Origin of the sequence: Pyrofollis japonicus, from assembly GCF_033097485.1 — an archaeon.
Classification (GTDB): Archaea; Thermoproteota; Thermoprotei_A; order Sulfolobales; family Pyrodictiaceae; genus Pyrofollis; species Pyrofollis japonicus.
On the sequence record NZ_AP028634.1, the window covers coordinates 344,376 to 358,661 of the forward strand.

Annotated in this window: 11 protein-coding genes; 6 read left to right on the top strand and 5 right to left on the bottom strand. The window is 45.0% G+C overall.

Annotated features, from left to right (window positions below; all coding sequences use genetic code 11):
- Nucleotides 1-21 precede the first annotated feature (21 nt).
- Nucleotides 22-348 carry a PolB1-binding protein PBP2 family protein gene (locus SBG41_RS01715; RefSeq protein WP_317895821.1) on the bottom strand — a complete coding sequence of 109 codons (327 nt, stop codon included), beginning with the start codon at nt 346-348 and terminating at the stop codon, nt 22-24.
- The gene (locus tag SBG41_RS10485; RefSeq protein ID WP_397470762.1) at nt 290-499 is read right to left on the bottom strand and encodes a ribbon-helix-helix domain-containing protein; all 210 of its coding nucleotides are present in this window, start codon (nt 497-499) and stop codon (nt 290-292) included. The genes SBG41_RS01715 and SBG41_RS10485 overlap by 59 nt, the downstream gene beginning before the upstream one ends.
- A 132-nt stretch (nt 500-631) precedes the next feature.
- Between SBG41_RS10485 and SBG41_RS01720 the strand changes: the two genes are divergently transcribed.
- The 5 genes from SBG41_RS01720 (at nt 632) to SBG41_RS01740 (ending at nt 7,101) form a co-directional block, all read left to right on the top strand.
- Nucleotides 632-3,295 (top strand): ATP-dependent helicase, encoded by a 2,664-nt coding sequence (locus SBG41_RS01720; RefSeq protein WP_317895822.1) that lies wholly within the window; start codon nt 632-634, stop codon nt 3,293-3,295.
- Nucleotides 3,296-3,475: 180 nt separating this feature from the next.
- Nucleotides 3,476-4,738: a phosphoglycerate kinase gene (locus SBG41_RS01725; RefSeq protein ID WP_317895823.1), complete on the top strand. Its 1,263-nt coding sequence runs from the start codon at nt 3,476-3,478 to the stop codon at nt 4,736-4,738.
- A 61-nt stretch (nt 4,739-4,799) separates the two neighbouring features.
- The gene (locus SBG41_RS01730; protein WP_317895824.1) at nt 4,800-5,831 is read left to right on the top strand and encodes a type II glyceraldehyde-3-phosphate dehydrogenase; all 1,032 of its coding nucleotides are present in this window, start codon (nt 4,800-4,802) and stop codon (nt 5,829-5,831) included.
- A gap of 100 nt (nt 5,832-5,931) precedes the next feature.
- The gene (locus tag SBG41_RS01735) at nt 5,932-6,357 is read left to right on the top strand and encodes a universal stress protein (RefSeq protein ID WP_317895825.1); all 426 of its coding nucleotides are present in this window, start codon (nt 5,932-5,934) and stop codon (nt 6,355-6,357) included.
- 141 nt (nt 6,358-6,498) lie between these two features.
- Nucleotides 6,499-7,101, top strand: coding sequence for a hypothetical protein (locus tag SBG41_RS01740; RefSeq protein ID WP_317895826.1), 603 nt, complete (start codon nt 6,499-6,501; stop codon nt 7,099-7,101).
- Nucleotides 7,102-7,103: 2 nt separating this feature from the next.
- Here the strand turns inward: SBG41_RS01740 and SBG41_RS01745 are convergent, their stop codons facing one another.
- Together SBG41_RS01745 and SBG41_RS01750 are read right to left on the bottom strand one after the other, a co-directional pair.
- Entirely contained in the window at nt 7,104-7,706 is a 603-nt protein-coding gene (locus SBG41_RS01745; RefSeq protein WP_317895827.1) for a TATA-box-binding protein, read from the bottom strand.
- A 261-nt stretch (nt 7,707-7,967) separates the two neighbouring features.
- Complete coding sequence (locus SBG41_RS01750) at nt 7,968-9,578, bottom strand: NAD(P)H-hydrate dehydratase (protein WP_317895828.1); 1,611 nt, start codon at nt 9,576-9,578, stop codon at nt 7,968-7,970.
- A 142-nt stretch (nt 9,579-9,720) separates the two neighbouring features.
- Here SBG41_RS01750 and SBG41_RS01755 point away from each other — a divergent pair, with 142 nt between their 5' ends.
- Nucleotides 9,721-10,551 (top strand): NAD+ synthase, encoded by an 831-nt coding sequence (locus tag SBG41_RS01755; protein ID WP_317895829.1) that lies wholly within the window; start codon nt 9,721-9,723, stop codon nt 10,549-10,551.
- Here the strand turns inward: SBG41_RS01755 and rgy are convergent.
- Nucleotides 10,538-14,218 carry a reverse gyrase gene (gene rgy / locus SBG41_RS01760; RefSeq protein WP_317896483.1) on the bottom strand — a complete coding sequence of 1,227 codons (3,681 nt, stop codon included), beginning with the start codon at nt 14,216-14,218 and terminating at the stop codon, nt 10,538-10,540. The genes SBG41_RS01755 and rgy overlap by 14 nt on opposite strands.
- Nucleotides 14,219-14,286: the final 68 nt, after the last annotated feature.

The window sequence follows — 14,286 nt, forward strand, 5'->3', positions numbered from 1 at the left end:
TTCGCTTAACAGAGATAATACCTATGGGAGCTTATCTATTAATTGCCTTAGATCATTGAAACTGGTAATTTTCTTTCTAAGCTGGCGAAGCCACCGTGCCAGATTATAACAGCCTTCGCCTCTCTCTATTAGTCCCTTTTCCCTTAGCTGGCGAGCAACGAGTATTGGCTTTCGAACACCGTGTATTCGGAAAAGATCGCGCTCAAATACTATTTCTCCTACAGAAATATTGTCCCAGACATATGCAAAAGCTTTGAGCTCGTCACTGTCGAGGCTTAGCATTATGTCTCTAAGCTTGTATAGTACTGCCATATCTTCTTTGTCTAGCTTCGGCTTCTTCAGTAACAAGGCTCGAGACCCCGTATTTATTAATAAGCATTACGAGTGCATGGCGCAGAGCCTCACTCCGATTCCGAAATACTCCCGCATAAACGAGTTCGTCTAGTCGCTCAACGAGTTCCGCTGGCGCCTTAAATGTTATAATTACCGTTTTTGGCACTAGTCTTCATCCCCTATAAGGGGCTATAACATAAAGGTGTGTCCGGCAGTTAAAGGGATTAGGGCACAAGGAGCCATCATACCGTGTTACGCTTCTGTCCGCGCCAAGCAGCTTGAATAGGAGGATGCCTCGATGCCAATCGAGTGGATTAAGTCGTGTCCACAAGACGAAGAAGTCTATAAGCTGCTTAGAGACTATGTTGCTGGCTGGTTTAGGAAAAAGTACCGCACATTCACTATCCCGCAGAAATGCGCGATACCATTAATCAAGAAGGGAAAGAACGTACTACTATCATCGCCAACAGGTACCGGTAAAACACTAGCTGTTTTCTTGGGTATAATAGACGAACTTTACAGGTATGCCGAAGAGGGACACCTAGAAGACCAGATTTATGCAGTCTATGTTTCGCCGCTCCGTGCACTAAATAATGATATGAGAAGAAACCTCTTGGATCCTCTTGAGGGCATACGTGAGTATGCTAAAAGCGTTCTTGGAATAGAGTTGCCAGAGATACGGGTCGCAGTACGAACAAGTGATACGCCTCCTCATGAAAAGCAAAAGATGTTAAGAAAGCCGCCTCACATACTGATAACTACTCCCGAAAGCCTTGGAATATCATTAGCTGCGCCTAAATTCAGGGAGCGTCTATCCACAGCGCGTTGGCTCATAGTTGACGAAATACACGAACTTGCATCAAGTAAGAGGGGGACACACCTAAGCATCTCCGTGGAGAGGCTTGACTACTTGACCGGCGGAAGGCTGCAAAGAATAGGGTTATCTGCAACAATAGCTCCTCTCGAAGAGGTTGCGAAGTTCCTTGTCGGATTCAAAGATAGCGGCGAGCCAAGAGACTGTGTAATAGTCGATGCAAGGTTCGCAAAACCCATAGATGTAAGGGTTCTATGCCCCGTTAAGGACCTTATACACACGCCTGCCGAGGTTGTTAATGAGGCTATTTACAGGCTCCTTGCCAAGCTGATAAGAGAACATAGAACTACGCTCATATTTACGAATACGAGAAGTGCCACAGAGCGCGTCGTTTACAAGCTAAAGAAGTTATTAAAGGAAGAAGGAATAGCCGATATGGATGAGATAGAGGCTCATCATAGTAGCCTTAGCCGCGATATAAGGCTTAGTGTTGAAGAGAAGCTCAAACGCGGCGAACTTAGGGTAGTAGTATCGTCTACTAGCCTCGAACTAGGCATCGACATAGGATATATTGATCTAGTTGTACTCCTTAGTAGCCCGAAGAGCGTTTCAAGACTTCTCCAGAGAATCGGCAGAGCTGGCCACCATATAAGGCAGGTCAGCAAGGGCAGAATAATCGTTGTTGACAGAGACGATCTTGTTGAGTGCACCGTGCTAGCAAAGGCAGCTATGGATAGAAAAATAGACCGAGTCCACATACCACGAAAACCACTAGACGTGCTTGCACAGCATATTGTTGGACTCTCTCTTGAGAAAAAGTGGAGAATAGACGAAGCATATAGGCTTGTCAAACGTGCATATCCTTACCGCGACTTAAGCTACGAGGAATTCATGAACGTTCTTCGATACCTTGCCGGAAAATATGGGCTTGAACACTACAAGGTTTACGCCAAAATATGGCTAGATGAAGAGGAGGGTGTTTTCGGCCGCAAGCGCGGATCAAGAGCAATATACTATATGAACAGCGGTACTATACCTGATGAGGTTAAAGTACACGTATTTACTATTGACGGGAAATACGTAGGTGATCTTGAGGAGGGCTTTGTCCAGATACTTGCCCCGGGCGATATCTTTGTACTCGGAGGGCGCACATATGAGTTCATTAGATCCGAGGGAATGAAAGTCTTTGTCAAAAAGGCCGAAGGCGCGAAACCAACTGTTCCGAGCTGGTACTCTGAGATGCTCCCATTGGCCTTCGATTCAGCTCTGCTCGTTGGCGCGTTTAGAAGGTGGGTAAAAGAACTCATAGAGGATGGTATTCCGCGTGAAGAGGCCATAGAACTCATAGCATCCAAGTACAATCTCGAAAAACATGCAGCAGAGAATATATATAACTATATACTGGAACAATACATGTTTACAAACGGGCTCGTTCCAAGCGACAAACTAGTACTCATAGAGTACTTCCTCGACGAAGAGAATAACTCAACATCAATAATCTTTCACACACTCTATGGTAGACGAGTAAACGACACACTATCAAGAGCATACGGATATGTATTATCAAAAATGCTTAACACGAACGTCAGAATAACTGTAACCGATAACGCTTTTATGCTGACAGTAGGCGGCACAAGAACCGATATAGAGCTAGAACGCCTTGTATTCAGCGTGAACCCAGACAATGTTGGGGAGATTCTGAAAAAAGTTCTTCGGAACACGGAGTTACTAAAACGCCGCTTTAGACACTGCGCTGAAAGAGCATTTATGATACTGCGAAGATATCATGGAAGAACACGCGACCCCCATAGACTACAGCTTAATGCACAAACACTACTTGAGGTCGTTGAGAAGATACCACAGTTCCCAATACTCCAAGAAGCTTATAGAGAAATTCTAGAAGACTACATGGATATCAACAATGCACGCCAAGTACTTAAATGGATACATGAGGGCAGCGTTGAGGTGGCGTTCTTCGGCCCGACACGCGTCCCTAGCCCCTTTGCTCATCATATAGTGGCAAGAGGATATAGCGATATAGTACTTATGGAAGATAGGAAGAAACTACTAATGGAGCTACACAGCAAGGTCATGGAGTTACTACGTAGCCGTTTTTCATCAAATGAGCAAGGGCAAGCTTATACCTAGCCATAGTCAATTACTGAACAAGCAAATATGAGTGAGGGGTTCAGCGAAGGACCACTTCGTCACAATTATCAGCTCGTTCCCGGGGTATTTCTTCATAACCCTTTTGTTTAGTCTTACACTCTTTACATAATCTTTTTTATCGTTTGCTAGTATTCCTATCTAGCAGAACCCGGGACTCGTTTGCCCTGCCTGCTTAGAAACGGGCAAAAGATACCAACAATAGATGATCTTGACGAGCGCTACGGCATTAAAGGCTCAAAGATACTGCTGCGAATCGATATAAACAGTCCCATAGATCCCGCCAGCGGCAAAATTCTAGACGACAGCAGAATCAGAGCACATAGTCCTACTATAAGGGAGCTCCTTGAGCGCAGAGCTGCCGTGGTAATAATGTCTCATCAAGGCAGGCCTGGAAGCGATGACTTTGTCAGCCTAGAAGAGCATGCAAAGCTGCTCGAAAAATACGTAGGATATCCAATAAAATTTATCGATGATGTCATAGGCCCAAGCGCGAGAAACGCAATAAAGGAGCTTGAGCCTGGAGAGGCCCTCCTACTTGACAATACAAGGCTTATTTCAGAGGAGATTATTGAGGCAACACCAGAGAAGCACGCAAAAGGCATATTTGTTCGGAGACTCGTACCCTTATTTAACTACTATGTAAACGACGCATTTGCTACAGCACATAGAAGCCAGCCAAGCATTGTTGGATTTCCCCTGCACCTCCCCTCAGCCGCCGGTAGGGTTATGGAAAGGGAGCTTGAAGCCCTAGCCAAGCTCTACAAAGCTGAAGAGAGACCACGTGTGTTTGTCCTCGGCGGCGGCAAGGTACATGACACGCTCCGAATACTCGAGCATATCCATGCAAACAATATTGCTGACAGGATACTATTGACTGGACTGATTGCAGAACTCTTCCTTGTAGCAAAGGGCATAGATATAGGTGAAGAGAATAAGAAGCTGCTTGAAGCAAAGGGCATACTGCCCCTTGTGCCAAGGGCTAGGAGACTTCTTCTAAGAGGCTTACCTGTTGAAACTCCTGTAGACTTCAAGACACTGATCGGAAACGAGGTAAGAGTAGAACCTGTAGGTAATATAAGAGGCGTTATAAGGGACATAGGGCCCCAAACAGTCAAAGCCTATGCAGAAATTATGAAAGAAGCGAGACTCATAGTGATGAGAGGACCTGCAGGAGTAATTGAAGATCCAAGGTTTAGAGAAGGAAGCTTAGAGCTTGTAAAGGCTGCGCTTAATAGCGACGCGTACCTTATAGTTGGCGGCGGGCATCTTAACAGTATAATAGCAGAGCTCAAAGCATATGACAGGCCTAACCTACACGTAAGTACCGGTGGAGGTGCGCTATTACTCTTCTTAGCCGGAGAAGAGTTACCGGGTCTTTCAGCACTCGTTGTTTCCGCGAAGAAGTTTTTCCCTGAACTATAACCTTAGTCTTACTTCTTTACCAACTATAACATACACCTTCGGTTATCCCTGGGTGAGATGTATGGCTAAAATACGTGTAGGTGTAAACGGGTTCGGAACTATCGGAAAACGAGTAGCAGAAGCTGTGAGACTCCAACCAGACATGGAGCTAGTGGGGGTAGTAAAAACAAAGCCCGACTACGGAGCAGTCTATGCAATAAAGCACGACATACCCGTCTACACCATAAAGGATAGCCTTGAAAAATTTAAGGAAAAGGGCCTTGAGGTCGCAGGCACTTTAGAAGAATTGCTTAAACAGGTGGATGTGATTGTTGACGCGACCCCAGGAGGAGTCGGTGCTACCTACAAGCCATTGTACGAGAAAGCGGGCGTTAAGATGATCTTCCAGGGCGGCGAGGAAGCCAATGTGGCTGAGGTATCATTTAACACATTCTGCAACTTTAACGAAGCACTTGGCAGGAAAAGCATAAGGGTTGTATCATGTAATACAACGGCCTTACTTAGGGGCATCTGTACCCTAAACAAGATTTCAAGAGTCGAGTCTGTTCGCGCTACAATCGTGCGCAGGGGCGCTGACCCTAAGGAAACAAAGCGCGGTCCAATAAACGCAATAGTTCCTAATCCAGCAAAAATGCCTAGCCACCACGGCCCCGACGTGAACACGGTACTTCCATGGCTTGACATAGTGACGAGTGCTGTAGTTGTACCAACAACGCTAATGCACGTACACATAGTGTATGCAAGAGTCAAGGATAATATCACAAGGGACGAAATAATAGAAACATTTGAGAGAACCCCACGGATATTACTGGCAAGCAGCGAGCTTGGATTAAAAAGCACAGCCGATATAGTGGAGTATGCACGCGATCTTGGAAGGAAGCGATATGATATACCAGAGCTAGTAATATGGCTTGAAAGCATTACTGTTAAAAACAACGAAGTTATGTGGATGCAAGCTGTGCACCAAGAATCGATAGTTGTTCCTGAGAACATTGACGCGATACGTGCAGCGATGAAAGCGGTTAAGACCGCAGAAGAAACAATAGAGATCACCGATAAAACACTCGGTCTACTTCACGGCAGGATACCTTAGTCATTGCATTCACATAATCCTCGCGACCCGGTTTTAATATAAGGTTTTAAGTCTATAATAGTGATTACGGACGAAACGTGTTTCGCCATGGTGACGTAGATTGGCAGACTACATCCCAGAGCCAACATACAGGATAAGCTATCTATATCGGCGCATACTCGTACCAATAGATGGATCAGAGACAAGCTTTAGAGCACTTGATATAGCACTCGACTTTGCACAAAGATATGGATCAAAGATAACCGCGCTATATGTGCATAGTCGTAATGAAGACCCTTCGAAGGTAGAGGAGGCAATAAAGAAACACATCGAGAAAAAAGGAGTAAAGGTTGAAATAAAAACGCGAAGTTACGAGCCAAGCATAAGTAGCGTTGCAAATGAAATTATAACAGAAATTATCGAGGGGGGTTACGATCTAGTTATACTTGGGGCAAGAGGTAATACCGCTAACGAGGATCTAATTATCGGAAGCGTCGCCCTTTCTGTTGTAGTCAATGCAGCTGTTTCCGTTATGCTAGTTAGATAATAGCCATACTCAATATTTTCAACGAATTAATACAAGACTAATACAATATATCTACTAATACTTACTATCGTATTAATAAAATGCGATGATGAAGTACCCCGATAGCGCGAAAACAATGAGCGAAGGGTAGGTTGCTGAGCAATGAAAACAAAAGGCGCCAAAACACTTAGCGCGGAAAAATCGAAAGAAAAACCGCCCCAGAAAACCGTTAAAGAATTCATAGAAGCCATAGCCGATTATATTATTAAGCGAATTTCCGCAAACTCGTTTCCATCTCTTTATGAGATTTATCTTGAGGCACTACGTCATACCGGTAAGCCGCACAAGGTCTCTTCAAGAATTTACGGTTATTTTCTATTGTCGCAGTTACGGCGCTTAAGGGATACTTTGTTGGACAAAGCAGCTGAGGCGATCTCAGCACATGTTGATGAAATAGGTGATAGCCCATTATATGCAGAGTTATCTTCTACACTAATGAGATATGCTCTTCACGAGCTAGGCTTAGTTCAGAATATTGTAACAAGTCTTGAAAGCATTGTCCTTGGCGAAGACGTGGATAACGATAAAACGGAACTTATGGAAGAATTCATATTTTCGGCTATTACGAGATTTTTAGCGACCATGTATGTTATCTCAAGCATTAACACCAGTATGTTAGAGAAAATGTATAAGAAGATTGTGGAGGCAATAAATACATTCATATCAGAGGAAATGAACATTTATCTCGAAAAGATTGCGCGTTAATGTTAGGTACAAGGTCTTATTGCTCTTACTTTCTTAAGTTTCTCGTAAATTCTCTTCACGGCTTCATATACTTCTTCTTCTCTTTTAGCACCCGTGATTACCATTTTACCCGAGCTAAATATTAGTAGTACAACACGTGGCTCATCCATTCTATGTATTAGGCCTGGAAACTGCTCAGGCTCATACATGCTGTTTTCCAAGGTCAATGCAGCCCGCTCAAGGTCAACACATACATTGAGATTAGCTGAGGCAACAATGTTTTGTATTTGAACCTTCGATCGCCCGTGAATAGGAATCCCGTGTTTCTTTAAGTTTCTAACTATTTTCTTGACGGCTTCTATGAGATCACGAGTACTTTTCGCACCCGTGACAACCATTTTACCGGATTTAAATATAAGTGCTGTTACCTTCGGAGAGTCGAGCCTATAGACCAGCCCCGGAAACTGCTCAGGATTATATTCAACAGTCAATATGCTTCTTTCAATCATTCTGAGATCGAGTGTCTGATCCAAGGATACTGTCGCAACAATGTTTTCTATGTTAACAACTGGTTGAGGCTCTTGCTGAGCCTCTGAACGCTCAGAGCTTTGACGAGGAGAAGCCATATCCAGTGCACCCTTTTAATGCTCTGCTATAAAAACCCTATTTAAAGGCTCCTATAAATCTTTATCCGGGGGATGGTGAGGCGGGCAGTCTAGGAGCTTTTAGCAATGACTGGCCTAGTCTCACTCCGACCCCTTAGCAACTATGTCCAATAGATATACAAATAAGCCGGGACAAAAGAAGAAAAGAGGATGAAACGTGGGTGGCCCCGAGAGGGCCGTCTAAGGGTTCATGGCTGTATCCCCTTGGCGGCCCACAACCCCCTATCTCGGGGCCCCGATTAACACCTCTAATCTCTCCTCATAGGGTACCCTTTCGTATATCATTGCCTTGCGGGCAGCTTCTAGAGGGTCGCCTAGTACTAATGGTATCTTCCCTATGAGATCAAGAGTGTTCATGGAATCTCTTTTCTCATTATATGCGAGCGCTCCTGCGACACCATTTATGAATGCTGCAACACATGCTGCATTGAACGTGTCAAGCCCTTTTGCCAACATTGCCGCAGTTATACCGGCCAGCGAATCGCCTGTCCCACCAACACTCATTGCAGGAGCTCCTGTCTTGTTAAGTCTAACCATGTTGCCATTGCTTATTACGTCTACGGGGCCTTTGAGCAATACAGTTGTCCCATACTTTCTTGCTGCAGCTGCTACTGTTCGTATTCGCGAGCTTATCTTTTCGACGGGCTCTGGCCTAACATTGAATAGACGAGCAAATTCTGCTTCATGCGGCGTTACTACAACGTTCTCGCCGAGAAGGTGCCTAGCCTCCGTCAAGTGCTTCAGACCGTCAGCGTCAACAACTACAGGCTTGCCTAGGAAGCGTAGCTTCTCCAGCAATTTTATGAAAGCCTCTCTGCTCTCATCGTAAAGGCCCATACCCATTCCAATTGCTATAGCATCAACCCGCTCGATATAGCGCTCAAGGATTTCCAAGTGGTCCGGGTGAAGCCAAGGATGCCCCCTAAGTTCTATAGGAATTATAGTAAAGCGCGAAGATACTGCTTGTATCACATTGCTCGGCGCAGCTAGGTAGACAAGGTCTACACCGCTTCTCTCTGCCGCAAGCGCTGCTAATATCGGAGCTCCAACAAAGTCCATTGAGCCGCCAACTATGAGTACTCTTCCAGCCATGCCTTTATGATAGTTCCACTTTCTCCTCGGTACCCTGAACTCAACGTCTCCTGGGCCTACGTATATTTCCGCTTCAGGAGGCACACCAATATCTGCTATAACAAGCCTTCCAGTGGCATCTCTGCGCTTAAGGAGGCCTGGCTTAGGCTTATGGAAAGTAACCGTTATATCGGCTTTTACGAAGACACCTGGCGTATCACCTGTATCAGGATCAAGGCCGGAGGGCGTATCAACGGCTACCTTGAGTCCTTCCGAACTGTTTATCGCGTCTATGGCTTCCTTGTAAGGTGATCTAGGCGCGCCCCGTACTCCGACACCAAGAAGGGCGTCGATTATAGCATCTGCCTTAACCGGCTCTACCTTGCACCCTCGAACTACCTTAATGCTTATCGATAAATCCATGCGCCTAACTATGTTGTACATTATGCGTGCTTCTTCGGATTTTATCTCGTCTGGTTTTGAGACCAAGATAATGTCTACTCTGTGCCCCATATAAGCTAGGTGCCGTGCAGCTGCAATGCCATCACCACCATTACCTCCAGGCCCAGCAAACACAACTATACGTGAAGGTCGTTTTACTTGGGCAGCGACCGTGTCGGCCACGCTGCGTCCTGCGTTCTCCATTAATTGTAGCCTTGAAACTCCTAGCCATTCGCTATTAGTATCTATAACGCGGACATCAATAGAACTGATCGTTTCACCTAGACCAATAACTGGTACAAGTTCATTATCTATGGGCATTTTTTCCGCCAATATAATTGCGTTAGCTAAAAGGGTTAATTAGCGAACAAGGCGCTTTTAGAGAACTAAGACTTGGCAATAGGCTAACAATAAGGCTATTAAATTTCAATGATCTTAAGTAAAGGTAGTGGTGGAGACGTTTTTGGCACTTAGCAGGATAAGTCTTAGAGATATCATTAGCTTAGATTACGAGAGTATCGCTAATAGGCTCTCCGAATTCATTAGGGATTACGTTGCAGATGCTAACGCGAAAGGCGTCGTTGTTGGAGTGAGCGGCGGGGTAGACTCAGCAACAACACTCTACCTACTTGCTAGATCCCTTGGAGCGGACAAGGTTCTTGCGCTTATCCTACCAGATTCAGAGGTCACTCCCAGTGAGGACCTGGAGGACGCTAAACTACTCGTAGAAAAGCTTGGCGTAAGGCATAGAGTTATAGACATAAAGAATATCACTAACTCTTATCTATCATTGCTCGAAGAAGCCGATAAAAAGACTATAGGAAATCTTCGCGCAAGAATAAGGATGACTATACTGTACTATTACGCAAACATGTATGGATACCTTGTAGCAGGCACCGGCGATAGAAGCGAGATACTAATAGGCTACTTCACTAAATACGGGGACGGTGCCGCTGACTTCTTTCCAATAGGTTGTCTCTACAAATCGCAAGTAAGGCGCCTAGCCCTTCACCTTGGAGTACCGGTAAAAATAGCTTGGAAGCCTAGTAGCCCAAGGCTATGGCCGGGACAGCTGGCTGAGGAGGAGCTCGGGCTAAAATATGATGAAATAGATTTAATTCTCTATGCACTGTTCGACTTAGGCCTTGGGGTAAAAGAGGCTGCAGAAGCTGCAGGATTACCGATAGGTAAGGTTATGAGAGTTCTCGAGCTTTATGAAAACACACGTCATAAGCGACAGCCACCGCCTATTCCTGATCCTACTGAATTTGTCTGGAAGTTTAGACTCCAATAACTCCCTCCTGCCCGCTCCTGAGGCCCGCTGATGGCTCTAGTAATTCTTCGAGTTCTAGGTAGAGTTCCTTTATCACTGTCGTTGCATCTAGCTCGCCTGTTGTTATCCTTTCTATTTCCTCGTATAGTTTGCGGGTACGTTCCTCAGACACTAGTTCTCCATAATTGCTTGACAAGTACTTGTATACCTCTATGCCGAGCTTTGTTGGTATTAGCTTCTTTCTATACTTGCTCTCAATGACGTAGCCATGGCGTTCTAGAGTGTCAATAGTCTTTGCATATGTGCTTGGCCTACCTATTCCTTTTTGCTTCATAAGTGCTACGACTTCTCCGTGACTGTATAGTGTTATGCGTGATCCTTTCTTTACTGTAACAAGCACCGGCTTTAGTACCATCTCTTTACTCAGCGACTTTAGTTCTTCATACACTCTAGGATATTGATAGAATCTATGGTATCCCTCGTAAGTTGCACCTACGTAGATGCTTATGTTCAAGTCTTCGCCGGCACCTGGTACCTCAAGTACTACATCTGCTTGCAGCAGTTTTGACGGCCTTGCTTGGCTCGCTATGAAGCGACGGAATATAAGGTCATAAAGCCTATAATGGCTCTCACGAAGCCCTATTGGTACCTTTAAGTCGCCTGTGGCAATCAGCCTTCTAAGTTCAACAGAGTCTATTGGCCTTGTAGGTCTTATTGCCTCATGATGGCCTTGAGGGCCCCAGCTTCTCGGGTAGAAGTCTTCTACGAGACCCCTTTTGGCCATGTACTCTTTTGCTATTCCCTGACCCAGACCCGAGACATGTGTCGAATCGGTTCTATGATAGGTTATTAGACCTGCTTCGAATAGCTCTTGTGCTATCTTCATTGTTTTCTGCGCAGGGTACCCTAGTATGCGGGAAGCATCGTACAGTAATGTCTCAGTTGTATATGGTGGTGGCGGATTTATTTCGACCTCCTCAATATCGATATTCCTGACTATGAGTCCATTCCTGGATATCGCTTCGGCAAGTTTGCGGGCATCGTCACTTTGCTTCTTAAATATTTTTATTCTGAACCCTCCTTCTAGTCTCACATAAATATTGTATCCAGCGTTCTCTCGCCACTCTTTATAGCGCTCTACGATCCATCCCAGTACTGGAGTCTGAACCCTTCCTGCACCTAGCCAGTTTTTACCGAAAACACCCCATAGATGCTGACTTAGCCCAAAACCTATCCAACGATCTTCAACGCGCCTCACTATCTGTGCAAATGCAAGACGCTTGTCAACGCCCCTTGGGTTGGAGAGCGCTTTCATGAGCTCTTTCTTAGTGATTTCGTGCAGTTCTATGCGTTTAATATTTCGAGCATAAGGCTTGAGTAGCACGTAGATGTCATATGCTATTTTCTCACCCTCAATGTCCGGGTCTGTAGCAATGTAGACGGTCTCGGCTTCCGTGGCTAGTTGCCGCAGCGCATCTATGATGTCACTCTTACTCACTACGTTGACGGAGCCGCACTTTGGACAAACATCCTTATCTGAGGAAAACTGGTAGCCACAATTGAGGCACTTCTTTATCGGCTTATATATTGGGGATATGGATTTGCTTGTCAGTTCTACGCCATGTATACCCTCACCGTCTATAGAAAGATCATACACATGACCTGCCGATGCAGCTATCGTTGCCACGTGGATTTTGCCGGAAGACTCATTATAGAATGTTGTTTCGTAGACGATTATGGAGCCTACTTTCCTTCTAACAGGCTTACCGAAGAAGGATGCTATTGTCTTTGCCTTCGTCGGCGACTCCACGATTATTAAGGAAGTTTCAATATCAACCTTCTTGCCAAAAGCGCTGCTTCTGCTCTTTTCAGCCTTCACCATTTCTTCTTCGATCCTCGGCCAATCTAATTGTTCGAACTCAACGTTATCAATGAAGCGCTTAAGCCGCTCCTTAAGCAATTCTACTATGTCGGTGTTCGTATCTATGATTATGCTTATTCCATGGGTCATATGAGACCCATACATACGGCTTGCTCTACCACTTGCCTGTACGTAAGTGGCAGCATCCGGAATTATTGCTATTATTCTTGATCCTTGTTTCGCGAAGAGTACTCCTCCGAGCACAATATGGTCTTTGTTTTTAAGCTCTTTCTTAACGAGCATAAGTATTTCTCTCTGATACCTTCTTATCTTTTCAAGTATTTCTCCGAGCCTGCCCTCTAGTTCCTCGTTTCGCTGCATAGCTATACGTAGAACTGTTTGCTCGCCTGGGCTAAGCTTCGATAACTTCTTGGCAAGATCATCTATGCCTTCGATACCTAGTGCTAGCCCTATTCTAATTATACGGTAAGGTGAAAGAATCGCTTTAGCGGCATCGAGCGCCTGGCTTGGTGCCCCAACGAATACAGTGTATAGGACTCGTTCAGGTAGGTCGAGTCCACGCACTATGGTACCATAATAAGATGCTATTCCCACGAGTACGTCGTATTCGCCTCGAGCGAATCTATCTAGTACACGTGTACCGGCAATCGCTACTCCTGCGCGTATGCCTTTCGCATTTAGTGCACTCGCTATTTCTCTTGCTGTTGTCTTGCCAAAACGTTTTGCTACGAAAATGAGGCCTTTTCCACCCAACTTGGAGACTATTCTGACAGCTTCACCGACTGGGTCAGGGCTTACGGTATAGAAATTCGCAATGCTACGAGTATAATCATATACCCTACCTATGTCAAATCCAAGCAATTCGCGGAATACTTTTGGTTTTAGCCCGTATGCTCTACCAGTCGCAGATGCAATAACCAGTTGACCAGGCACTGTTGTTGCTAGTTTTTGTGCAAGCTTTGCTTCAAGTATCTCTAGCTCTTCAAGCAGCTTTTCATATAGTTTTATTCTTCCACTAGCTTTTGCAATAGAAGCTGATATTCTCTTCTTAACGACATTATATGCGTTCGAAACAGTTTCCTCATCAAAGCCCAACAGTAGTAGCAACTTGTCTATATTCTTCGAATTCCTTAAAACAGCGTCAACATCATCTACAAGTATTACTTCGAAGCGGCGCCCACTTATCAAATCCCACTTCCTTGAAAGGAATGTAGATGTTGTTACAAGGATGTCATAGTCCTCAGCACTTATAGAGCTTATACGCTCTTCTCGCAACTTCCTAGACAGCATTGAATGGTAACTAACAATTCGGGGCTTATTTACTCCGTCCAGTCTGTTTGCGAGCTGCTCGAGCTTTTTCTCAACATGAGTTACAAGATTGCTTGTTGGAAGCACATAGTATATTTTATCGCCATGTATTGCACGATAGAGTGCATATACACTCAGAAGAGTAGTCTTACCCACGCCTGTTGGCGCGACTATTGCAAGGCTCTCGTGCTGTAGAAGTCTCTTAGCCCATGTCCTCTGAGCACTCCATAGATCGCTCCCAGTAACGCTCCTAAAGAATTCAGAGAACTCGCGAAGCTGCTGTACAGAGCTGTAGAGATACCAATAGCCATGCAGGTTCCCGTTCCTTGCTAGAAGTGAACCTACAAGGGCAACAAGCTCATAATAGTCAAGGTTATTTGTGTCAATATTTTGTGGATCCGGGAGACACCTTGTACAAGGTAGTCCCTTTTCCAATCTTTCGGCTGTTATTGGTCCTCCACAGTTAGGGCAGGCATGGTGATATACTGGCGTCAGCATCGTCAATGTTGAGTCTCCTCCCAATGTCTATTGTTTAGAAAGTATGCAGTGCCTTGGACTTAGAGAGA

Bases quoted from the DNA above. Each gene is read 5' to 3' on its own strand.
- SBG41_RS01720 (WP_317895822.1), top strand. From the start codon at position 632: ATGCCAATCGAGTGGATTAAGTCGTGTCCACAAGACGAAGAAGTCTAT.
- SBG41_RS01740 (WP_317895826.1), top strand. From the start codon at position 6,499: ATGAAAACAAAAGGCGCCAAAACACTTAGCGCGGAAAAATCGAAAGAA.
- rgy (WP_317896483.1), bottom strand. From the start codon at position 14,218: ATGCTGACGCCAGTATATCACCATGCCTGCCCTAACTGTGGAGGACCA.
- SBG41_RS01745 (WP_317895827.1), bottom strand. From the start codon at position 7,706: ATGGCTTCTCCTCGTCAAAGCTCTGAGCGTTCAGAGGCTCAGCAAGAG.
- SBG41_RS01750 (WP_317895828.1), bottom strand. From the start codon at position 9,578: ATGCCCATAGATAATGAACTTGTACCAGTTATTGGTCTAGGTGAAACG.
- SBG41_RS01730 (WP_317895824.1), top strand. From the start codon at position 4,800: ATGGCTAAAATACGTGTAGGTGTAAACGGGTTCGGAACTATCGGAAAA.